Origin of the sequence: Sinanaerobacter chloroacetimidivorans, from assembly GCF_018128545.1 — a bacterium.
Lineage (GTDB): Bacteria > Bacillota > Clostridia > Peptostreptococcales > Anaerovoracaceae > Sinanaerobacter > Sinanaerobacter chloroacetimidivorans.
Genome location: NZ_JAGSND010000002.1, coordinates 431,125 through 454,242, shown reverse-complemented (window position 1 = coordinate 454,242; position 23,118 = coordinate 431,125). Strand labels below are relative to the sequence as shown.

Sequence of the window (23,118 nt, the reverse complement as noted above, 5' to 3'; positions counted from 1 at the left end):
GAATCTATTTGAGAAAGATTTTTCTTATACTGATGATCATTACTGCAATGGTCTTTCTTCTGCCCGGGTGCGGCGGAAAACAACTTGCCGGCCACTTTCCGGAGAGAAGCACCGTTGACGAGGAAAGCTTTGCTGATAAAGATGAACCCTTTGCCGATAAAGAGGAAAGCTTTTCTTTTACTGATGCACTGGGAAATGACATCAAAATCCATAATCCGAAAAGAGTTGTGGCTTTGATGGGCAGCTTTGCTGAAACCTGGATTCTGGCAGGGGGCGAACTTGTTGGTGTTTCCGATGATGCCTTTGATGAAAGAGGGCTGCCTCTTTCCAAGACCGTTGCCGCAGTAGGAAAATACAACAGTCCCAATGTGGAGGCAATCATTGCGCTAGATCCGGATTTTGTGATCCTGTCCTCGGAAACAGAAGGACATGTGGCGCTGCAGGATGTCCTCGGAAAGGCAGGGATTCCTGCTGCATACTTTCGGGTAACTTACTTTGAGGATTATCTTGCTATGCTGAAGATCTTTACCGAAATTACCGGACGGAAAGATTTATATGAAAAAAACGGTGCTGCTGTGGGCAGGCAGATCGAAGAGATCATTTCCGGCATTCCAAAACAGGATCCTCCATTGATCGCATTTCTCATCACCTATTCGGGAGGTGCGGTTGTGAAAGATTCCAAAAGCATGACCGGAAAGATGCTTCGGGACATGGGTTGTGAGAATATTGCCGATAAAACCCCAAGTCTGTTGCATGAATTCAGTATGGAAAGCATGATCGTGGCAGATCCGGATTACATATTCGTTGTTCCTATGGGGAACGACGACCATCTTGCAAGGGAAAATCTGAAAAAAACCATTGAGGCAAACCCGGCATGGAACGGGCTCACGGCGGTAAAAAACAACCGCTATTTACTGTTGCCCAAGGAATTGTTTTTATATAAACCAAACACCAAATGGGGAGAAAGCTATGCCTATCTTTCGGAGATTCTTTATGGTGAGAAATAAAAGAGCATGGCTGCTTCTCATCTTTTCTGCTTTAGGAATGGTGGTTTCCATGATATTGGGGATTTGCCTGGGTGCCAATAAAATGAACCTCACCACAATGATTTCCGCTTTTATTGCAGGGACTGACAGCGACCCCTTATACCGGATTCTCGTTTATGTGCGTTTACCCAGAGTTCTGGGGGCAATGCTGGCAGGCAGCAGTCTTGCCGTTGCCGGTGTTATCATCCAGTCGGTTCTGAACAACCCTTTGGCCAGCCCTAATATTATCGGAATCAATACGGGGGCAGGTGTGTTTGTGCTCCTGACATCTGCATTTCTTCCGGCCTACCCGTTCCTGCTCCCTCTATCTGCTTTTACCGGTGCCTTACTTGCGGCATTCCTTGTACTTGCCATTGCCATGAACAGCGGATTATCACCTCTTACTCTGGTATTAACCGGCTTTGCTGTCAGCAGCATTTTTGGCGCAGGTATCAATACCATACTGATTCTGTATCCTGATGCCTATATTGGTGCAAGTAATTTCCTGGTGGGCGGACTCTCAACGCTGACACTCGGCAGCCTTGCTTGCCCGGCGGTTTACATCGTTGCCGGATTGATTCTGGCTGTCTTCTGTATGCGGGGACTGAATATTCTTTCGCTTGGAGCTGACGTGGCAAAATCTCTCGGTATGCATGTGACCTTCTGCCGCTTTCTTTTCCTTTCCGTCGCTTCTTTACTTGCAGGTGCTGCGGTGAGCTTTGCAGGTTTGATTGGTTTTGTAGGTCTCATCGTACCCCATTCTGTAAAATTTCTCATTGGAAATGACAATCGTTTTGTGATTCCGGCAAGCACTTTTCTTGGAGGAATGTTTGTAATACTTTGCGATTTAATGGCTAGAATAATATTTGTTCCTTATGAATTACCTGTAGGCATCATGATGTCCTTTATCGGCGGCCCCTTTTTTCTTTATTTAATCATGAAGAACAGGAGGAGAAGCTATGATTGAACTTGTTGATGTATCCTTTTCCTACGATAAAAATTCTTATCTTGAAGACATCAGTGTAAGCTTTGAAAAAGAGGATATCACAACCATCATCGGCCCCAACGGATGCGGAAAAAGTACTTTGCTGAAACTAAGTTCCCGCATTTTAGCGCCTAAGAATGGAAAGGTACTGTTATACGGCCAAGACATCAGCGAGATGAAACGGAAAGCCTTTGCCCGAGAAGTATCCGTTCTTATGCAAAATAACCTCTCTCCCCCTATGACTGTAGAAAATGCCGTATTGTCCGGCAGATATCCCTATCAAGCCTTTGGGCAGCTGCTGTCAAAAGAAGATAAGGCTATTGCAGAGGAAGCAATGAAAGTGACCTGCTGCGATTCGTTTCGGGGAAAGGAAATGAACCGGCTGTCAGGAGGAGAGCGGCAGCGTGTGTTTCTGGCAATGGTTCTTGCCCAGGATACCGATATTATTTTTCTGGATGAACCAACCACCTATCTGGACATCAATGTCTGTTACGATATCATGGAACTGATCGCGAGGCTGAACCGGGAATTTGGGAAAACCATTATTCTGGTGCTGCACGACTTAAACCTGGCGTTGAATTATTCTCACAAAATGATCTTAATGGAAAAAGGAAAGATCATTTCCAGGGATACGCCACAAAACATGGCCATAGGCGGCAGTATCGGCAAAGTTTTTGGTGTGAGCATCAAGCAAGTCTCAAACGAGGGCAGGTCTTTTTTTTACTATAATAAAATAACGTAATACTTTTCGTAGGATATATTGTAATTTTTGTCCGAGTATAAAATAATTCCGAATTATTTGAATTGTTTGGACGATAGCATACAAGATTGGACAAACCTTGAATTTTGCATATTTTAACTATAGATACTGAAAATACAACATATTTCGTTATTTTTGATATTGACAGAATCGGATGTGTATAGTAGTATATTCTACGTGACTTGCTGTTGTAGCTCAGTCGGTAGAGCACTTCCTTGGTAAGGAAGAGGTAGGCAGTTCGAACCTGCTCAACAGCTCCAATTTAGTTAGAATATGGGGTATATTCTTCTCTGGAAAAACGGGCATACGCAGTAAAAATTCTGCAAATCATAGATTTGCGATTTCTTGTATAAGTTCCGTCAATTTGAAAAGCAAATTGGGCGGGCTGATATTGGAAGAGTGTACCGAATACAAAAAACCAATAGTATGGATAATTGAAAACGGAGGATTAAAAAGATGGCAAAAGCTAAATTTGAAAGAAATAAGCCCCATGTAAACATCGGGACAATCGGCCATGTAGACCATGGTAAGACAACCTTGACAGCAGCTATTACAAAGACTCTGTTCCAGAGATACGGACTGGGCCAGATGGTAGCATTCGATCAGATCGACAAAGCACCGGAAGAAAGAGAAAGAGGAATCACCATCGCAACTGCGCACGTAGAGTATGAAACACCAAACAGACACTACGCACACGTAGACTGCCCGGGACATGCTGACTATGTAAAGAACATGATCACAGGAGCAGCACAGATGGACGGAGCGATCCTGGTAGTAGCAGCAACAGACGGACCAATGCCACAGACAAGAGAGCACATTCTGCTTTCCAGACAGGTAGGCGTACCATATATCATCGTATTCTTAAACAAATGCGATATGGTTGATGACGATGAACTTCTTGATTTAGTAGAAATGGAAGTTAGAGAATTATTAGATATGTATGAATTCCCAGGAGATGATACACCAATCATCAGAGGATCCGCGCTGGAAGCATTAAACAATCCGGAAGGACCATGGGGAGACAAGATCGTAGAACTGTTTGAAGCAGTAGACACTTACATTCCTGAGCCAGAAAGAGCAACAGACAAAGCGTTCCTGATGCCAGTAGAAGATGTATTCTCCATCACAGGAAGAGGAACAGTAGCAACAGGAAGAGTAGAAAGAGGAATCCTGAAGGTATCCGACGAAGTAGAAATCGTAGGATTATCCGAAGCTCCAAGAAAAGTAGTAGTAACAGGCGTAGAAATGTTCAGAAAGCTGTTGGATCAGGCACAGGCCGGAGACAACATCGGAGCATTGCTGAGAGGCGTACAGAGAACTGATATCGAAAGAGGTCAGGTACTTGCAAAGCCAGGAAGCATCAAGCCTCATACAAAGTTCTTATCTCAGGTATACGTACTGAAGAAGGAAGAAGGCGGAAGACATACACCATTCTTTAATGGATACAGACCACAGTTCTACTTCAGAACAACAGACGTAACCGGATCCTTAACCTTACCAGAAGGCGTAGAAATGTGTATGCCAGGAGACGACATCCAGATGGATATCGAACTGATCACACCGATCGCTATCGAAGAAGGACTGAGATTCGCTATCAGAGAAGGCGGAAGAACTGTAGGAGCTGGCGTTGTAACTGCAATCAAGGCATAATGACTTGTTAAAATCCCCCAGAGCGGTGTTACTGAGATGCGAATCCGCTTCTCACGTAGCACAGAGTACGTTCCGATGCGTTTCGCATCTCGTGCCTAGCTCTGAGAAATTTTTCCGGCGTCATCGAAATTGCTTGTTTATTGACTGGATATAAGATCAAGATAAAACCACTGGTGCCGAGTCGGTACTGGTGGTTTCCTTTATTAGGAGCAGCAGCATGAGTTACGATAGTGTAAAAAAATATTTTATAGACAATAATATTACAAATGAAATCCTATTGCTGCAGGAAAGCAGCGCTACGGTGGAGCTGGCAGCCAGAGCTCTGGGACGGGAGCCGGGTGAAATTGCCAAGTCTTTAGCCTTAAAACTGAAGGATGGAAAAATTATAGTGCTGGTAGTCTGCGGTACCGCCAGAATTGACAATCGAAAATATAAAGACACCTTCCATTGCAAAGCCCAGATGCTGACAGTAGAGGAGACTCTTGCCGCAACCGGGCATCCGGTAGGAGGTGTTTGCCCCTTTGCTTTGCCTGATGGCATTGAGGTATGCCTGGATGAATCCTTAAAAAAGTATTCAGAGGTGTTCCCCGCGGCCGGAACAGGGAATTCTGCAGTTAAGTTTACCATAGAAGAACTGGAAAATGCAGTGAAAGGGAGATGGGTGCATGTTACACAAGATTGTTAAAAAGCAGAATAACAGTGACAAATGCATTGTCTGCGGAGATAAAAACCCATACGGATTTCATGCACGATTCTATGAGCTGGATAATGGAGAGCTGGCAGCTGTTTTTCATACGAAAGAACTGCAGCAGAGTTTCCCGGGCAGAGTGCATGGAGGAATGGTGGCTGCCATATTGGATGAAACCATTGGCAGGGCTATTTGCATCGATAAACCCGGTAGCTGGGGCGTAACTACTGAAATTCAGGTAAAATATAAAAAACCTGTTCCCTTGAATGAAACACTGCGTGCAGTGGGCAGAATCACAAGAGATACCAGAAAGATATTTGAAGGTACGGGCGAACTGCTTTTAGAAAATGGCGAAGTGGCTGCGGAAGCCTGGGCAAAGTATCTGAAGGTTGCCATAGAAGATGCCGCAGGCGATGATTTCACAGAAAGAGAATGGCATTATCTAGAGGAAGATGATCCCAGAGAAATCGAAATTTAATTTAGAGATTTCTATACCTGGCAAAAAATATATTGACAGACACTAGATTTTATGATAATTTTATTAAGCGACTTTATGATAAGAGTATGATAAAATCGTGTAAGTTATGTCATTTATAATAAAATATAAAAATAAAGGACGGAGCTTGAAACATGGCTCTGAATTTTAGATTAGACGGAGGACAATCATGAGAGTAAGAGTAACATTAGCCTGCACAGACTGCAAGCAAAGGAACTACAATACTACAAAAAATAAAAAAAATGACCCTGATCGATTGGAGTTCACAAAATACTGTAAGTTCTGCAAGAAGCACACCGCTCATAAAGAAACAAAATAGCAGTAGAAATCTACAAATCGAAGATTTGTGATTTCCTTGCATAAGTCTGCTGATAATTTGCTCTACAAATTGAGCAGGCTAATAGCAGCAGAAATCTACGAGTCAGAGATTCGTGATTTCCTTGCACAAGTCTGCCTGCGATTTACTTCAAAGTTGGGCAGGCTAAGAAAGGAATGTGATTTAAATGGAAAAGGAAAAGACTAAGAAGCCCGTTCCTGCGGTGAACAAAAAACCTAAGGTCAGTATGAGGGAATATTTTAAAGGGATAAGAACAGAGACAAAGAAAGTAGTATGGCCGACAAGAAAGGAACTGGTTTCCTATACAGGGGTAGTACTTCTTACTTGCTTTGTATTAGGCCTGGGGATTTGGGTTGTGGATTCCGCTTTCCTGGCTGCCCTTAAATATGCTTTAAATATTAGTTTCTAAAAAAAGATAAAGGAAGGCACAAATGGCCAAGATAAAGAAGAACGATGAGTTCGAAGAGTTCGAAGAACTTGATGATTTTGATTTTGATGAAGGCGAAGATGATTTCGAAGATAATTTCGAAAATGAGGAAGAGTCTTACGAGGAAGAATCGGCGGATGCTGTGGCGGAAGAACCGGCAGCAGAGGATGATTCCGACGCAGGCATTACTGATGATGCCGAGACATCTCACAGTTTAACGTTTGGTGACAATACGATTGAATCTTCAAAAAAAGCAAAATGGTATGTAGTTCATACCTATTCAGGGCATGAGAACAAGGTTAAGGTAAACATTGAGAAAATTGTTGAGAACAGAGGAATGCAGGATCTGGTTCTCAGTATTGTAGTGCCTACGGAAGATCGTGTAGAAATTAAGAATGGTCAGAGAAAAGTAAAGACCAGAAAAATGTTCCCAGGCTATGTTCTTGTAAAGATGATTGTAACCAATGAATCCTGGTATCTCGTAAGAAATACCCAGGGTGTTACGGGATTCGTAGGACATGGTTCCGAACCGATACCACTCACAAACGAAGAAGTCAGAAGAATGGGAATTGAAAAGGTATATATCCAGCTGGATATTGAACCTGGCGACAGTGTCAAGGTTATCAACGGACCGTTCGAAAGCTTCATGGGAGTTGTCGAGGAAGTCAACATGGATAAGCAAACCTTAAAGGTTAAAATATCAATGTTTGGTAGAGATACACCTGTAGAATTAGAATTCGGTCAGGTTGACAAGATATAGGCGCACTTGTCCGCATTTAGCTTGCTAAATGCCTGGAATGTGCCCCGTCAGAAATTCACGACTTTTAAGTTGTAGAATTTTACGGCGAAGCACTTGTCCGCATTTTGTAACCCAAAATGTATTTGCGGGCAAACTGTTAGAAATGCGCGAATTACTGCCCTGGCAGAGAAAGGAGACATATTGATATGGCAAAGAAAGTAGAAGGATTAATTAAACTGCAGATTCCGGCAGGTAATGCTACTCCTGCACCACCGGTTGGACCGGCTCTTGGTCAGAAGGGTGTAAACATTATGGATTTCTGCAAACAGTTTAATGCAAAGACAGCCGATCAGCCTGGAATGATTATCCCGGTAGTTATCACAGTTTATGCTGACAGATCATTTACATTTGTAACTAAGACACCGCCAGCAGCTGTACTACTGAAGAAAGCAGCCAACTTGAAATCTGCTTCCGGAGAACCAAACAAGAAGAAGGTTGCTACATTAACTGTCGATGATGCAAGAGAAATTGCAAAAATCAAAATGCCGGACCTGAATGCTTCAAGTCTTGAAAGTGCAACTGAAATGATCAAGGGCACCGCTAGGAGCATGGGAATTGTAATCAAGGAATAATGAAGTGGGAGGCAAGTGCCGCTACTACCACAAGGAGGTAACAAAATGCCTAAAAGAGGTAAAATTTACAAAGAGTCAGCGAAATTAGTTGACCGAGCCACATTGTACGATGTGAATGATGCATTAGCATTGGCAGTTCAGACTGCAAAAGCAAAATTTGATGAAACCGTTGAAGTCCATATCAAGCTGGGTGTAGATGGAAGACATGCGGACCAACAGGTTAGAGGAGCTATCGTACTCCCTCACGGAACTGGTAAAACCAAGAGAGTATTGGTTTTTGCAAAAGGTCCGAAAGCTGCGGAAGCAGAAGCGGCCGGAGCTGAGTATGTAGGTGCGGAAGAGCTTGCTACAAAAATTCAGACAGAAAACTGGTTTGATTTCGATGTAGTAGTAGCCACACCGGATATGATGGGTGTTGTTGGAAGACTTGGTAAGATCTTAGGTCCTAAAGGACTGATGCCGAATCCAAAGTCCGGAACAGTAACCATGGATGTTGAAAGAGCGCTCCAGGAAATTAAAGCTGGTAAGGTTGAGTATCGTCTTGATAAGACAAACATCATCCATACACCAATTGGAAAAGTTTCCTTTGGACCGGAAAAGCTGGCTGACAACTTTAATGCTTTATTGGAAGCAGTTGTAAAGGCAAAACCGGCAGCAGCAAAAGGCCAGTACCTAAAGAGTGTAACGGTTGCATCCACTATGGGACCTGGAGTTAAAATAAACCCATTAAGGGTAACGTTCTAATTCAGTAACGTTCCCGGAATGAAATTGAATAATCGCCGTAGACAGCAGGTGTGAAAGCTTAATTTCCTGCCGAGGTATCTCATAATATAGAAATCTTTATGATTATGTGGGCCTTTTCTGTCTATGGCGGAAAAGGCTTTTTCTTTAGCTCGCCCAATTTATGAAACAAATTTTCGGCGAACTGATGCAAGGAAATCCCAAATCTGTGATTTGCAGATTTCCACTGCTAATATGAAATCGTGTTGGATCGCATAGAAACAATACGGGAGAGGAGAACAAAATGTCAGTTGAACATTTAAAGCAAAAACAGGCAGTGATTGATGAGATCAAAGAAAAGCTGGAAAGAGCACAGTCTGCAGTTGTTATTGATTACATGGGAATCACTGTTGCTCAGGCTGATGCCATGAGAAGAAAACTGCGTGAAGCCAACGTAGACTATACTGTATATAAGAACAAGCTGGTTAACAGAGCTATCGAAGGAACCAAGTACGAAGTACTGAAGGATTCCCTTTCAGGACCAAGCGCCTTTGCCATCAGCTATGATGATGCAGTTGCTCCAGCAAGAGTACTGAATGGTATCATCAAAGAATATAAGAAGATGGAATTTAAAGCAGGTGTTATCGAAGGAACTTACTTCGATGCAGAAGGCGTAAAAGCAGTTGCAACGCTTCCTTCCAGAGACGAGCTGATTGCGAAGTTTATGGGAAGCATCCAGTCACCTGTTTCCAAGTTTGCAAGAACTTTACAGGCCATTGCGGACGCAAAAGCAGAAGCATAGGCGCACTTGTCCGCATTTAGCTTGCTAAATGCCTGGAAAGTGCCCCGTCAGAAATTCACGCTCTTTAGAGCGTAGAATTTTACGGCGAAGCACTTGTCCGAGGCTAATGAAAGTGCCCCGTCAGAAATTCACGCTCTTTAGAGCGTAGAATTTTACGGCGAAGCACTTGTCCGAGGCTAATGGAAAGTGCCCCGTCAGAAATCACAAAAGTTATATAAGAATTATTTTAAAATTTATAAAGGAGAAATTAAAATGAATAAAGATCAAATTATCGAAGCGATCAAAGCGATGACCGTTTTAGAATTAAATGAGCTTGTAAAAGCTTGCGAAGAAGAATTCGGAGTATCCGCAGCTGCACCTGTAGCAGCAGCTGGAGTAGCTGTAGCAGCAGAAGCTGTTGAAGAGCAGACAGAATTCACAGTAGTACTTGCCAGCGCTGGTGCTGAAAAGATCAAAGTTATCAAGGTTGTAAGAGAACTTACAGGTCTTGGCCTGAAGGAAGCTAAGGATCTTGTTGACGGAGCTCCTCAGAACATTAAAGAAGGCGTTTCCAAAGCTGAAGCTGAAGAAATCAAAGCGAAGCTTGCAGAAGTTGGCGCTACAGTTGAATTAAAATAAGAAAATTATAGTATCAAAGCCTAATTTGTCTTAAGGCGTAAATTTTTTACAGAAAATCTGTATAACAACATTAAAAAAAGGCGACTCTAATCAATGAGCGCCTTTTTTGAATTTTTCAAAAAATTTCCTTGACTACTTGATATTACTGTGATATTATAGTACATTGCCACGCAAAGTATTTTGTTTTCTATGCAAGGAGTGATGAATATGCCAGATCCCGTTAAAATAGGTAAAAAGACACGAATGAGCTACTCGAAAATAAATGAGGTAGCGGCAATGCCAAATCTTATTCAAATCCAGACTGAATCATATGACTGGTTCATCGAGGAAGGACTTCGGGAGGTCTTTGAAGATATATCCCCGATAAAGGATTATGCAGGGAATTTAGTCCTCGAGTTTATCGATTATTCTCTGAATGATACCCCCAAATATGACCAGGAAGAATGTAAGGAACGCGACGTAACATATGCAGCTCCACTTAAGGTTAAAGTAAGATTAGTAAATAAAGAAACCGGCGAGGTCAAAGAACAGGAAGTTTTCATGGGGGATTTCCCATTGATGACGGAAAAGGGAACTTTTATTTATAATGGGGCCGAAAGAGTAGTGGTAACTCAATTGGTCAGGTCTCCGGGACCGTACTATAATGTAACAGTTGATAAATCAAACAATAAATTATTCTCTACGACGATAATTCCAAACAGAGGTGCTTGGCTGGAGTATGAGACAGATTCCAATGAAATCATATCTGTCCGTGTGGATCGTACCAGAAAACAGCCGGTAACCACTTTACTTCGAGCCCTAGGCTTTGGGTCTGACCAGGAAATCCTGGACATCTTTGGCGAAGATGAAAGACTGAGAAGGACTTTGGAAAAAGATCCGACCAAAAATTATGAAGACGGCCTGAAGGAAATTTATAAAAAATTAAGACCTGGTGAACCTCCGACAGTGGAGAGTGCAAAATCTCTTCTGGATTCCCTATTTTTTGATCCGAAGAGATATGACTTAGCAAAAGTAGGAAGATATAAATATAATAAGAAGCTGGGGCTGTCCAATAGGATTATTGGATGTATTGCCGCAGAAGATATCATAGATCCTAATACCGGCGAAATTTTAGTAGAAAGAGATGCCAAGATTTCAAGAGAAGCCGGTTTCCAGATAGAAAATGCCGGTGTAAAGTTTGTTTATGTATATAGCAGGACGGAAGAGGGACATGTCGTTAAAGTAATCGGAAACAATTTCGTTAATTTAGCGGATTATATTTCTTTCAGCTTGGAAGGACTCAAACTTCCGGAAAAAGTATACTACCCAGTAGTAAAGGAAATTCTGGATAATCATGACGGAGACAACGCGATAAAAGAGGCATTGCTTCAAAACAAAGCGAATCTTTCCCCAAAACATATTATCATTGATGATATCATTGCATCCGTGAGCTATATTTTCAATCTGAACCATGGCATTGGAAATGTTGATGATATAGATCATCTGGGCAACAGAAGACTGAGAACCGTAGGAGAGCTCCTTCAGAATCAATTCAGAATCGGGCTTGCTCGTATGGAAAGAGTCGTAAAAGAAAGAATGACTATTCAGGATATCGAGGTTACAACGCCACAGGCCCTGATGAACATCAGACCTGTGACTGCTGCTATCAAAGAGTTTTTTGGAAGTTCTCAGCTGTCACAGTTTATGGACCAGACCAACCCGCTGGCAGAGCTGACTCATAAGAGAAGACTGTCCGCATTGGGCCCTGGAGGACTGTCCAGAGAAAGAGCCGGATTTGAAGTCCGTGATGTCCATCACTCTCATTACGGAAGAATGTGTCCTATTGAGACCCCTGAAGGTCCGAACATCGGGCTGATCGGTTCTCTTACAACCTATGGAAAAATCAATGAATACGGTTTCATTGAGACCCCATACAGAAGAGTGGATAAAACAAGAGGTGTGGTAACAGAGACCATCGATTATCTCACCGCGGATGAAGAAGAAATGCTGATTATTGCTCAGGCAAACGAACCACTGGATTCTGAAGGCAGATTTATCAACCATAGAGTTGCCTCAAGAGGAGCCGGCGGTGACATTGACCTGGTGCCAAAAGATTTAATTGATTATATGGACGTATCTCCGAAACAGGTAGTATCTGTAGCAACTGCTATGATTCCGTTCCTGGAAAATGACGATGCGAACAGAGCCCTGATGGGTTCCAACATGCAGCGTCAGGCAGTTCCTCTATTGATTACGGATGCGCCTATCGTAGGAACCGGTATGGAGTATACGGCTGCACGAGATTCCGGCGTCGTACTTCTGGCCAAGAATGAAGGTACTGTAGAGTACGTTGACGCGAATAAAATCCGAATCAGAAGAGCGGACGGCAAAGGCGTTGACGAATATAAGATGCTGAAGTTCAAGCGTTCCAACCAGGGTACCTGTATCAACCAGAGGCCTATCGTGAGCAAGAACGAGCATGTTGAAAAAGGCGAGGTTATTGCGGACGGACCTTCTACCGACATGGGCGAAGTCGCACTTGGAAAAAATCTGCTCATCGGATTTATGACCTGGGAAGGTTATAACTACGAGGATGCTATTATATTGAATGAGCGTCTAATCATGGAAGATGCGTTGACTTCTCTACACATTGAGGAGTATGAAGCAGAAGCCAGAGATACAAAACTCGGACCGGAAGAAATCACAAGAGATATTCCGAACGTCGGTGAAGATGCGCTGAGAGACCTGGATGAGGAAGGTATTATTAGAATCGGTGCAGAAGTAAGCTCCTCCGATATACTGGTAGGTAAAGTTACACCGAAGGGTGAAACGGAACTTACCGCAGAGGAACGACTGCTTCGAGCCATCTTTGGTGAAAAGGCCAGAGAAGTCAGAGACACTTCCCTTAGGGTTCCTCACGGAGAAGCCGGTATCGTTGTAGACGTAAAAGTATTCTCCAGAGAAAATGGTGATGAACTTCCGCCGGGAGTCAATAAACTGGTGAGATGTTATATCGCCACAAAGAGAAAAATCAGCGTCGGTGATAAAATGGCCGGACGTCACGGTAACAAGGGTGTAATTTCAAGAATTCTTCCGGAAGAAGATATGCCGTTCATGGAAAACGGAGTACCTCTTCAGGTCATGTTAAACCCACTGGGCGTACCTTCTCGTATGAACGTGGGACAGGTGCTTGAAACACACTTGGGACTGGCGGCTAAATATAAAGACTGGTACATTGCGACGCCGGTATTTGACGGCGCCAGCGAACAGAACATTATTGACCTGCTGGGAGAAGCAGGCTTCCCGAAGAGCGGAAAGCTGGTATTGAGAGACGGAAGAACGGGAGAACCATTTGATAATCCTGTTACCGTCGGATATATGTATATGCTGAAACTGCATCATCTGGTTGACGATAAGATCCATGCCAGAAGCACAGGACCATACTCTCTGGTTACACAGCAGCCTCTGGGAGGTAAAGCCCAGTTCGGCGGACAGCGTTTCGGAGAGATGGAAGTATGGGCACTGGAAGCATACGGTGCTGCCTATACCCTTCAGGAAATCCTCACCGTGAAATCCGATGACGTCGTGGGCCGTGTAAAGACCTACGAATCCATCGTGAAGGGTGAAAATATTCCGGAACCGGGTATTCCTGAGTCCTTCAAGGTACTGATCAAAGAAATGCAGAGCCTTGGCCTGGACGTTAAAGTATTAACAGATGATCATGAAGAAATTGAAATCAAAGAATCGGCGGAATTGGATGGTATCTCAGGACTAGAAAGTATTATTGACATTGAATCTATCGCCGACGAGGAAGAAATTTTTGAAGAAGAGGGTGGTTTCTCCGAAGATGTAATGGAGGATGACCTTGAAGAGGAAGAGTTGGATTTGGACCTGATTGACGAAGATTTCGAAGATGAATTATAGGAAAGGGGGAGAAGCTCCTTGTATGAATTAAATAATTTTGAAGCACTGCAAATTAGTCTTGCATCTACAGAAAAGATAAGAAGCTGGTCAAAAGGAGAAGTTAAAAAACCGGAAACCATCAACTACAGAACTCTAAAACCTGAGAAAGAGGGCCTTTTCTGTGAAAAGATATTTGGTCCCACAAAGGATTGGGAGTGCCATTGCGGAAAATATAAAAGAATTCGGTATAAAGGAATTGTCTGTGACCGCTGCGGCGTTGAGGTTACCAAGGCCAAGGTAAGAAGAGAAAGAATGGGACACATTGAACTGGCAGCGCCGGTTTCCCACATATGGTATTTCAAAGGAATACCGAGCAGAATGGGTCTTGTTCTTGACATCTCCCCAAGAAATCTGGAAAAGGTTCTGTATTTTGCCGCTTACATTGTAACAGAGCCTGGCAATACCGGCCTGGGCTATAAGGAAATCCTGACGGAACAACAATACAGAGAAGCCAAAGATAAATTTGGAACCGGATTTAAGGCAGCCATGGGTGCGGAAGCCATTCGAGAGCTTTTGACACACATCGATCTTGTTGCTTTGTCCGAGGATATGAGAAAGAAGCTCCGGGAAAGCTCCGGACAAAAGAAGATCAGAATCGTAAGAAGACTGGAAGTCATCGAAGCGCTCCGTCTGTCTGAAAACAAGCCGGAATGGATGATCCTCGAGGTCATTCCGGTCATTCCGCCTGATTTAAGACCGATGGTTCAGCTGGACGGCGGCAGATTTGCAACTTCCGACCTGAACGATCTGTATAGAAGAGTTATTAATAGAAATAATAGATTGAAGAGATTGCTGGATCTCGGCGCTCCTGATATTATCGTTCGAAATGAAAAGAGAATGCTGCAGGAAGCGGTAGATGCCCTTATCGATAACGGAAGAAGAGGAAGACCGGTAACGGGCCCTGGAAGCAGACCGCTGAAATCCCTTTCCGACATGCTGAAGGGAAAACAGGGAAGATTCAGACAGAACCTGCTCGGAAAGCGTGTTGACTATTCCGGACGTTCCGTAATCGTAGTAGGACCGGAGCTGAAGTTCTATCAGTGCGGACTGCCGAAGAAAATGGCGCTGGAGCTGTTCAAGCCTTTCATTATGAAGAAGCTGGTGCAGAACGGCCATTCCCATAACATCAAGAGTGCTAAGAGAATGGTGGAAAAAGTCAGAACGGAAGTATGGGATGTACTGGATGAGGTTATAAAAGAGCATCCTGTACTGCTAAACCGTGCCCCGACGCTTCATAGACTGGGTATCCAGGCCTTTGAACCGGTGCTGGTAGAGGGTAAGGCTATCAAGCTTCATCCACTGGTTTGTACCGCTTATAATGCTGACTTTGACGGCGACCAGATGGCGGTACACGTACCCCTTTCCGTGGAAGCGCAAGCTGAAGCCAGATTCCTGATGCTTTCCGTCAACAATATTTTGGCGCCGAAAGACGGATCTCCTATCACTACGCCTACTCAGGATATGATCCTGGGAAGCTATTACCTGACCCATCCCGGCGTGGAAGAAAGAAATACTCTTGCCGAGAAGGGCGACGGCAAAATCTTTACCGATTTTGACGAAATGCTGATGGCGTACAGAAACGGCATTGTTGGTCTTCATGCAAGAGTTAAGGTTAGAAGATTTATTGAAGGTGACGAAAGAGGAAAACTGATCGAGTCCACGGTTGGAAGATTTATCTTCAACGAAGGAATTCCTCAGAATCTTGGCTATGTTGACCGTGAAGCGGATAAATATTCCCTGGAAATCGACTTCCTCTGTGATAAGAAGAAGCTGGGCCAGATCATCGACAAATGCTATCGTAAGCATGGGAATACGACTACTGCCATCATGCTGGACTATATCAAGGATACAGGCTTCCATTACTCTACCATAGGCGCGATCACCATCAGTGTATCCGACATGGAGATTCCGGATGCAAAAGCCGGTATTCTGGCAGAAGCTGAGAAGAAAGTAGAAAAATACGAATCGGCCTACAGAAGAGGTCTGATGTCCGATTCCGAACGATATGAAAGAGTTATTGATACCTGGAATGATGCCACCGATGATATCGCGGATGCATTGATGAAATCACTGGGAACATTAAACAACTTATATATCATGGCTCACTCGGGAGCCAGAGGTAGCAAGAGCCAGATCAAACAGATCGGCGGAATGCGTGGTCTTATGGCCAACGCTTCCGGGCAGACCATTGAAATCCCTATCAAATCCAATTTCCGTGAGGGATTGTCCGTATTGGAATACTTTATTTCCACTAACGGAGCGAGAAAAGGTCTTGCCGATACGGCGCTCCGAACAGCGGACTCCGGTTACCTCACAAGAAGACTGGTTGACGTCAGCCATAACGTAATTGTAAGAGAAATCGACTGCGGTACTGACGAAGGTATCGAAGTCAAGGCCTTTACCGACGGCAAGGAAGTGATCGAACCATTGAAGCTTCGAATTGTCGGAAGAATAGCGCTGACAGATATCGTAAATCCGCAGACAGGTAAACTGATTGTGGAACAGGGCGAAGAAATTCTGGAAGCTGCAGCTGACGAAGTAGAAGCCAGCGGTATTGAATCCGTAGCGATCCGATCCGTCATGACCTGCCACAGCGTCTATGGTATCTGTGCAAAATGCTATGGCAGAAACCTGGCGACAGGAGAGCCGGTTAATATCGGAGAAGCTGTTGGTATTACTGCGGCGCAATCCATCGGAGAACCGGGTACACAGCTCACCATGCGAACCTTCCATACAGGAGGCGTAGCAGGAAGCGATATCACCCACGGTTTGCCCAGAGTAGAGGAATTATTCGAAGCCAGAAAACCGAAAGGACTTGCTGAAATCTGCGAAGCCGACGGAACGGTAGTCTCCATCGAGAGCAGAAAGGACAACAAGACGGAAGTGAAGGTTCGCGGCGAAGAAGAAAGAATCTATATCATTCCTTACGGAGCAAGACTGAATGTAAAAGAAGGGGACTATGTCCTTGCCGGAGATCAGATCACCAGAGGGCCTTTGAACCCTCACGATATTCTTCGTCTCAACGGCGTAGAAGGCGTATACCAGTATCTGCTCAAGGAAGTACAAAGAGTATATAAGCAACAGGGTGTAGACATCAATGACAAGCATGTAGAAGTCATCGTCAGCCAGATGCTTTCCAAGTACAAGATTGAAGATGCAGGGGATACCTCCCTGCTGCCGGGCGGACTTTACAGCAAGTTTGAATTGGAAGATGCCAACAAGGCAGCTGATGAAGCAGGCGGAGAGACGGCCAAGGGCAAACGAATCCTTCTTGGTATTACAAAGGCATCTTTGGCAACCAACTCCTTCCTGTCGGCAGCATCCTTCCAGGAAACTACAAGAGTCCTTACCGATGCTGCAATTAAAGGAAAGACAGATAATCTGCTGGGATTAAAAGAAAATGTAATTATCGGAAAGCTGATTCCTGCAGGTACAGGAATGAAGAGATACAAAAATATTGACGTTGATTACGGTGTCAATACGGAGCTCATGGAATCCTTCAAACCGCCAATGGAAGAAGAAGATTATGATGATTACGGCAATGATCGTCTATCCGAAAACATGGACTTTGAAGATATTGCCGATATGTCTGAAATCGCAGAACTGTCTGAAATCGTTGAAGTTGAATAACGTAGAAACAAATTGACACTGGTGTTTGATTTGTGATATACTAATCGTTGGTTTTGAGCCACATGGCTTGAGATATCACTTATTTGTGCCCTTGCACAAGACAAGGAAAGGAGAAAAAAGAATGCCTACAATTAATCAGTTGGTTCGAGAAGGAAGAACAAGTGCGGTGAAAAAGTCCACATCTCCGGCGCTGTTGAAAGGATTAAACTCCCTGAAGAGAGTTCCTACCGAAACAGAAGCACCACAGAAGAGAGGGGTATGTACTTCCGTAAAAACTGTGACTCCTAAGAAACCAAACTCAGCTCTTAGAAAAGTAGCGAGAGTACGTCTGTCCAACGGTATCGAAGTAACTGCCTACATTCCTGGTATTGGTCACAACCTTCAGGAGCATAGCGTAGTTCTGATCAGAGGCGGAAGAGTAAAAGACCTTCCTGGTGTAAGATACCACATCATCAGAGGAACTCTTGATACAGCAGGCGTAGCTAAGAGAAATCAGGCTCGTTCTAAGTATGGAGCAAAGAGACCAAAAGCAAAATAATTCGGGAAAAGATGCAGTAGAAATCGGCAAATCGGAGAAAATTAGAAATAAGATTTGAGATGTTCCTGCATAAGTCCGCCGATAATTTTTGGCGGGCTGACAGTGCCCTTGATATAGATAAAAAATATAGATATCATGTGCACCGCGGCATTCGTGAGAATGTCGAGTACCGAGCGAAAGCGCAAAAATTCTATTAATTATTGATTGCGCAGATAATTTTGTGAAACGCAGACCGCATTCCGCAAAATTAGCAAGCAAGGAGGGAAGAGAAGTGCCAAGAAAAGGTAATGTACCAAAAAGAGAAGTGCTCCCTGATCCAGTTTACGGAAGTGTTGTTGTGGCAAAGCTGATCAACAGTATCATGTTAGACGGAAAAAAAGGTGTAGCACAGTCAATTGTATACGATGCATTTGACATGATCAAAGAGAACACAGGGAACGATCCTTTGGAAGTGTTCGAAAAGGCAATGAATAATATCATGCCTGTTCTGGAAGTTAGAGCCAGACGTGTTGGTGGTGCGAACTACCAGGTTCCGGTAGAAGTTAGAGCAGACAGACGTCAGACGCTGGGCTTAAGATGGCTTACAAAGTACACAAGAGCCAGAGGCGAAAGGACCATGTATGAAAGACTTGCAAAGGAACTGATGGATGCCTCCAATAGTACCGGAGCATCTGTTAAGAAAAAAGAAGATACGCATAAGATGGCAGAGGCTAATAAGGCATTTGCACATTACAGATGGTAATTAGAATTCATATGAAAGAAGCAGAAAGGAGGATTCTGGTATGCCTAGACAATTCCCGCTTGAGAAAACAAGAAATATTGGTATCATGGCACATATAGATGCCGGGAAGACCACTACTACAGAGAGAATATTGTTCTACACAGGAAAAACCCATAAGCTTGGCGAAGTTCATGAAGGGGCAGCCACTATGGACTGGATGGAACAGGAGCAGGAGAGAGGTATCACTATAACCTCTGCTGCTACTACTGCACAATGGAAAGATACTAGAATAAACATTATCGATACACCAGGCCACGTTGACTTTACCGTAGAGGTAGAAAGGTCACTGAGGGTTCTTGATGGAGCAGTTACAGTACTTTGCGCAAAAGGCGGAGTAGAACCCCAGTCTGAAACCGTTTGGAGACAGGCAGAAAAGTATGGCGTTCCGAGAATGATATTCGTCAATAAAATGGATATTATGGGAGCCGACTTCTTCCGTGTTGTAGGAATGGTGAAGGACCGATTAAAGGCAAATGCTGTACCAATTCAGCTGCCAATTGGTTCTGAGGACAGCTTCATCGGAATTGTGGATTTGGTTGAAATGAGAGCCGAAATCTACAAGGACGATTTGGGTAAGGAATTTGATGTAGTTGATATTCCTGCAGAGCTAAAGGAAGCAGCAGACGAGTGGAGACATAATCTCGTAGAAGCAGTTGCTGAGTCAGACGAAGAACTGCTCATGAAATATTTAGATGGAGAAGAACTGTCAAAAGAGGAAATCAAAGCCGCAATCAGAAAGATGACGATCGCAGGCAAAATGATTCCGGTTATTTGCGGATCTTCTTACAGAAACAAAGGCGTGCAGATGCTGCTTGACGCAGTCGTTGCCTATATGCCTTCCCCGGTGGATATCCCTCCGATTAAGGGGATACTTCCAGATACCGATCAGGAAGGGGAACGAGCAGCTGACGATAAAGGACCCTTCTCCGCATTGGCATTTAAGATCATGGCGGACCCCTTTGTTGGAAAGCTGGCATTCTTCAGAGTCTATTCGGGAACATTAAAATCCGGTTCCTATGTATATAACTCAACGAAGGACAAAAAAGAAAGAATCGGAAGAATTCTTCAGATGCATGCCAACAGAAGAGAGGAAATTGAAGAGGTTTATTCCGGAGACATTGCAGCAGCGGTAGGGCTAAAAGATACCACTACCGGAGATACTTTATGTGATGAAAAACATGCAATTATTTTGGAATCCATGGAGTTCCCGGATCCTGTTATTGAAATCGCCATCGAGCCCAAAACGAAGGCCGGGCAGGATAAAATGGGTATTGCATTGGCAAAACTTGCAGAAGAAGATCCAACCTTCAAAACTTATACCAATGAAGAAACAGGCCAGACGATTATTGCAGGTATGGGAGAGCTTCATTTGGAAATTATCGTAGACCGACTTCTCCGTGAGTTTAAAGTAGAAGCGAATGTCGGAAAACCACAGGTTTCTTACAAAGAAACTATTTCCTCAAACGCGGATGTGGATCACAAGTATGCGAAGCAGTCTGGTGGTCGTGGTCAGTACGGACACGTTAAGATCAGAATAGCTCCAAGAGAACCGGGAGCTGGTTACGAATTCAAGAATGCAATTGTTGGTGGTGCGATTCCGAAGGAATACATCGGCAAAATTGATGAAGGTATTCGTGAGGCGATGCAGAATGGACCTTTGGCTGGCTATCAGGTAGTAGACGTAGGTGTTGAGCTTTATGATGGTTCCTATCATGAAGTAGACTCCTCGGAAATGGCCTTCAAAATTGCCGCATCCATGGCTTTCAGAGAAGCAGCGAAAAAGGCAAAGCCTGTATTGCTTGAACCGATCTTCAAGATTGAGGTTACGGTTCCTGAAGAATATATGGGCGATGTCATCGGAGATATCAGCTCAAGAAGAGGCCGAATCGAAGGGTCCGATATGCATTCAGGGGCTGTTGCGGTCAGAGGCTTTGTACCTCTTTCCGAAATGTTCGGATATGCAACAGACCTCAGATCGAAAACTCAGGGTCGAGGCGTATATGTTATGCAGTTTGACCACTTTGAAAAGCTGCCGGACAGCTTATTAGAGAAGATTAATAAATAAAAATTTTTTAGGAGGATTTCTAAAATGGCAAAAGCTAAATTTGAAAGAAATAAGCCCCATGTAAACATCGGGACAATCGGCCATGTAGACCATGGTAAGACAACCTTGACAGCAGCTATTACAAAGACTCTGTTCCAGAGATACGGACTGGGCCAGATGGTAGCATTCGATCAGATCGACAAAGCACCGGAAGAAAGAGAAAGAGGAATCACCATCGCAACTGCGCACGTAGAGTATGAAACACCAAACAGACACTACGCACACGTAGACTGCCCGGGACATGCTGACTATGTAAAGAACATGATCACAGGAGCAGCACAGATGGACGGAGCGATCCTGGTAGTAGCAGCAACAGACGGACCAATGCCACAGACAAGAGAGCACATTCTGCTTTCCAGACAGGTAGGCGTACCATATATCATCGTATTCTTAAACAAATGCGATATGGTTGATGACGATGAACTTCTTGATTTAGTAGAAATGGAAGTTAGAGAATTATTAGATATGTATGAATTCCCAGGAGATGATACACCAATCATCAGAGGATCCGCGCTGGAAGCATTAAACAATCCGGAAGGACCATGGGGAGACAAGATCGTAGAACTGTTTGAAGCAGTAGACACTTACATTCCTGAGCCAGAAAGAGCAACAGACAAAGCGTTCCTGATGCCAGTAGAAGATGTATTCTCCATCACAGGAAGAGGAACAGTAGCAACAGGAAGAGTAGAAAGAGGAATCCTGAAGGTATCCGACGAAGTAGAAATCGTAGGATTATCCGAAGCTCCAAGAAAAGTAGTAGTAACAGGCGTAGAAATGTTCAGAAAGCTGTTGGATCAGGCACAGGCCGGAGACAACATCGGAGCATTGCTGAGAGGCGTACAGAGAACTGATATCGAAAGAGGTCAGGTACTTGCAAAGCCAGGAAGCATCAAGCCTCATACAAAGTTCTTATCTCAGGTATACGTACTGAAGAAGGAAGAAGGCGGAAGACATACACCATTCTTTAATGGATACAGACCACAGTTCTACTTCAGAACAACAGACGTAACCGGATCCTTAACCTTACCAGAAGGCGTAGAAATGTGTATGCCAGGAGACGACATCCAGATGGATATCGAACTGATCACACCGATCGCTATCGAAGAAGGACTGAGATTCGCTATCAGAGAAGGCGGAAGAACTGTAGGAGCTGGCGTTGTAACTGCAATCAAGGCATAATGACTTGTTAAAATCCCCCAGAGCGGTGTTACTGAGATGCGAATCCGCTTCTCACGTAGCACAGAGTACGTTCCGATGCGTTTCGCATCTCGTGCCTAGCTCTGAGAAATTTTTCCGGCGTCATCGAAATTGCTTGTTAAGCGTGCAACTTTAGGGCTTTGCCTCAAAGGATAAGATTTATAAATTACAAATGAAAAGACTCGCATAAATTGCGGGTCTTTTTTTCGTTTTTACTCTGATGGAATCAAATTTCTTTCAGGGTTCTGTATGCGTGAAATAAAAAAAGTGCTAAAATAGAATTATCGTTTGCAGAAGGAGTGATGAAAAGAATGTTGGATGAAGTAAGAAAAGCAAACAAGTTAAAGATGGAGACTGTGAAAAAGAATCTGGAAAAGCGGAAGATCATTGCCCACTATTGTGAGACCGGGGAGGAAGCAGCTCAAAAGGTACTGGATATCATTCAGGATAACAGTGTGGTTTCCTGGGGCGGGTCTGCTACCATTAACACACTTGGTATTAAGCCCAAACTAGCTGAAAGAGATTTGACGACCATCGATCCCTATTCCACAAAGGATCCCGTTGAATCTTTTGAACGAAGGCGCCAATCCCTGACGGCGGATTATTTTCTGATGAGCTCCAATGCTGTTACGATGGATGGTGAACTTGTCAATCTAGACGGTACAAGCAATAGAGTAGCGGCACTCTGTTTCGGCCCAAAGAAGGTAGTGATTGTAATTGGCGCCAATAAAATTGTGAGAGACCATGAAGCCGCTTTAAACAGAGCAAGGCTTGATGCTGCTGTGCCCAATGCACTGCGCTTGAATAAAAAAACACCATGTTCGGCTACCGGGATATGCGGAGACTGCACTTCTGATGACTGCCTCTGCTGTAATATCGTCACCACCAGATTCTGCAGCAATCCGGGAAGGCTGGAAGTGATATTAGTGAATGAGGATTTAGGCTATTAATATTTATTAGTTTGTGAAACTAAGTTACAATTTTCGTCTGATCAGCAAAAGGTCTAATTTTATGTGATAACGCAAAGCTGGTTCGCAGTTTTGATAT

At 43.9% G+C, this 23,118-nt stretch carries 20 protein-coding genes, 1 tRNA gene and 1 other annotated feature; all 21 genes read left to right on the top strand.

Features of this window, described 5'->3' with window-relative positions; translation table 11 throughout:
- The first annotated feature begins 8 nt into the window (after positions 1 to 8).
- The 21 genes from KCX82_RS05345 to KCX82_RS05245 all read left to right on the top strand — a co-directional run bounded on the left by KCX82_RS05345 (position 9) and on the right by KCX82_RS05245 (position 23,021).
- The gene (locus tag KCX82_RS05345; RefSeq protein WP_227017401.1) at positions 9 to 1,007 is read left to right on the top strand and encodes an ABC transporter substrate-binding protein; all 999 of its coding nucleotides are present in this window, start codon (positions 9 to 11) and stop codon (positions 1,005 to 1,007) included.
- Positions 994 to 1,992: a FecCD family ABC transporter permease gene (locus tag KCX82_RS05340; protein WP_227017400.1), complete on the top strand. Its 999-nt coding sequence runs from the start codon at positions 994 to 996 to the stop codon at positions 1,990 to 1,992. The genes KCX82_RS05345 and KCX82_RS05340 overlap by 14 nt, the downstream gene beginning before the upstream one ends.
- Positions 1,985 to 2,752 carry an ABC transporter ATP-binding protein gene (locus tag KCX82_RS05335; RefSeq protein WP_227017399.1) on the top strand — a complete coding sequence of 256 codons (768 nt, stop codon included), beginning with the start codon at positions 1,985 to 1,987 and terminating at the stop codon, positions 2,750 to 2,752. The genes KCX82_RS05340 and KCX82_RS05335 overlap by 8 nt, the downstream gene beginning before the upstream one ends.
- A 202-nt stretch (positions 2,753 to 2,954) precedes the next feature.
- Positions 2,955 to 3,030 (top strand) — tRNA-Thr (locus KCX82_RS05330).
- 196 nt (positions 3,031 to 3,226) lie between these two features.
- Positions 3,227 to 4,420: an elongation factor Tu gene (gene tuf / locus KCX82_RS05325; RefSeq protein ID WP_227017385.1), complete on the top strand. Its 1,194-nt coding sequence runs from the start codon at positions 3,227 to 3,229 to the stop codon at positions 4,418 to 4,420.
- Between the two features lie 217 nt (positions 4,421 to 4,637).
- Positions 4,638 to 5,105 (top strand): YbaK/EbsC family protein, encoded by a 468-nt coding sequence (locus tag KCX82_RS05320; protein WP_227017398.1) that lies wholly within the window; start codon positions 4,638 to 4,640, stop codon positions 5,103 to 5,105.
- Positions 5,086 to 5,586 carry a PaaI family thioesterase gene (locus tag KCX82_RS05315; protein WP_227017397.1) on the top strand — a complete coding sequence of 167 codons (501 nt, stop codon included), beginning with the start codon at positions 5,086 to 5,088 and terminating at the stop codon, positions 5,584 to 5,586. The genes KCX82_RS05320 and KCX82_RS05315 overlap by 20 nt, the downstream gene beginning before the upstream one ends.
- A gap of 187 nt (positions 5,587 to 5,773) precedes the next feature.
- The gene (gene rpmG / locus KCX82_RS05310) at positions 5,774 to 5,923 is read left to right on the top strand and encodes a 50S ribosomal protein L33 (RefSeq protein ID WP_227017396.1); all 150 of its coding nucleotides are present in this window, start codon (positions 5,774 to 5,776) and stop codon (positions 5,921 to 5,923) included.
- Positions 5,924 to 6,107: 184 nt separating this feature from the next.
- A complete protein-coding gene (gene secE, locus KCX82_RS05305) occupies positions 6,108 to 6,350 on the top strand; it encodes a preprotein translocase subunit SecE (RefSeq protein WP_227017395.1) in 243 nt (80 codons plus the stop codon).
- Positions 6,351 to 6,603: 253 nt separating this feature from the next.
- On the top strand, positions 6,604 to 7,128 hold the full coding sequence (gene nusG, locus KCX82_RS05300; protein ID WP_227017430.1) for a transcription termination/antitermination protein NusG: 525 nt from the start codon (positions 6,604 to 6,606) through the stop codon (positions 7,126 to 7,128).
- A 185-nt stretch (positions 7,129 to 7,313) separates the two neighbouring features.
- Positions 7,314 to 7,739: a 50S ribosomal protein L11 gene (gene rplK / locus KCX82_RS05295; RefSeq protein ID WP_227017394.1), complete on the top strand. Its 426-nt coding sequence runs from the start codon at positions 7,314 to 7,316 to the stop codon at positions 7,737 to 7,739.
- A gap of 45 nt (positions 7,740 to 7,784) precedes the next feature.
- The gene (gene rplA / locus KCX82_RS05290) at positions 7,785 to 8,483 is read left to right on the top strand and encodes a 50S ribosomal protein L1 (protein ID WP_227017393.1); all 699 of its coding nucleotides are present in this window, start codon (positions 7,785 to 7,787) and stop codon (positions 8,481 to 8,483) included.
- A gap of 17 nt (positions 8,484 to 8,500) precedes the next feature.
- Positions 8,501 to 8,635: a sequence feature (ribosomal protein L10 leader region), on the top strand.
- A 128-nt stretch (positions 8,636 to 8,763) separates the two neighbouring features.
- Complete coding sequence (rplJ, locus tag KCX82_RS05285) at positions 8,764 to 9,261, top strand: 50S ribosomal protein L10 (RefSeq protein ID WP_227017392.1); 498 nt, start codon at positions 8,764 to 8,766, stop codon at positions 9,259 to 9,261.
- A 252-nt stretch (positions 9,262 to 9,513) separates the two neighbouring features.
- Positions 9,514 to 9,879, top strand: a complete 366-nt coding sequence (gene rplL / locus KCX82_RS05280) for a 50S ribosomal protein L7/L12 (protein ID WP_227017391.1) — start codon at positions 9,514 to 9,516, stop codon at positions 9,877 to 9,879.
- 207 nt (positions 9,880 to 10,086) lie between these two features.
- Positions 10,087 to 13,782, top strand: coding sequence for a DNA-directed RNA polymerase subunit beta (rpoB, locus tag KCX82_RS05275; protein ID WP_227017390.1), 3,696 nt, complete (start codon positions 10,087 to 10,089; stop codon positions 13,780 to 13,782).
- Between the two features lie 18 nt (positions 13,783 to 13,800).
- Positions 13,801 to 17,451: a DNA-directed RNA polymerase subunit beta' gene (gene rpoC / locus KCX82_RS05270; RefSeq protein WP_227017389.1), complete on the top strand. Its 3,651-nt coding sequence runs from the start codon at positions 13,801 to 13,803 to the stop codon at positions 17,449 to 17,451.
- 121 nt (positions 17,452 to 17,572) lie between these two features.
- Positions 17,573 to 17,989: a 30S ribosomal protein S12 gene (rpsL, locus tag KCX82_RS05265; protein ID WP_227017388.1), complete on the top strand. Its 417-nt coding sequence runs from the start codon at positions 17,573 to 17,575 to the stop codon at positions 17,987 to 17,989.
- Positions 17,990 to 18,260: 271 nt separating this feature from the next.
- Positions 18,261 to 18,731 carry a 30S ribosomal protein S7 gene (gene rpsG, locus KCX82_RS05260; protein WP_227017387.1) on the top strand — a complete coding sequence of 157 codons (471 nt, stop codon included), beginning with the start codon at positions 18,261 to 18,263 and terminating at the stop codon, positions 18,729 to 18,731.
- Between the two features lie 40 nt (positions 18,732 to 18,771).
- Positions 18,772 to 20,835 (top strand): elongation factor G, encoded by a 2,064-nt coding sequence (gene fusA, locus KCX82_RS05255; protein ID WP_227017386.1) that lies wholly within the window; start codon positions 18,772 to 18,774, stop codon positions 20,833 to 20,835.
- Positions 20,836 to 20,859: 24 nt separating this feature from the next.
- Positions 20,860 to 22,053, top strand: a complete 1,194-nt coding sequence (gene tuf, locus KCX82_RS05250; RefSeq protein ID WP_227017385.1) for an elongation factor Tu — start codon at positions 20,860 to 20,862, stop codon at positions 22,051 to 22,053.
- Positions 22,054 to 22,382: 329 nt separating this feature from the next.
- Positions 22,383 to 23,021: a lactate utilization protein gene (locus KCX82_RS05245; RefSeq protein ID WP_227017384.1), complete on the top strand. Its 639-nt coding sequence runs from the start codon at positions 22,383 to 22,385 to the stop codon at positions 23,019 to 23,021.
- Positions 23,022 to 23,118: the final 97 nt, after the last annotated feature.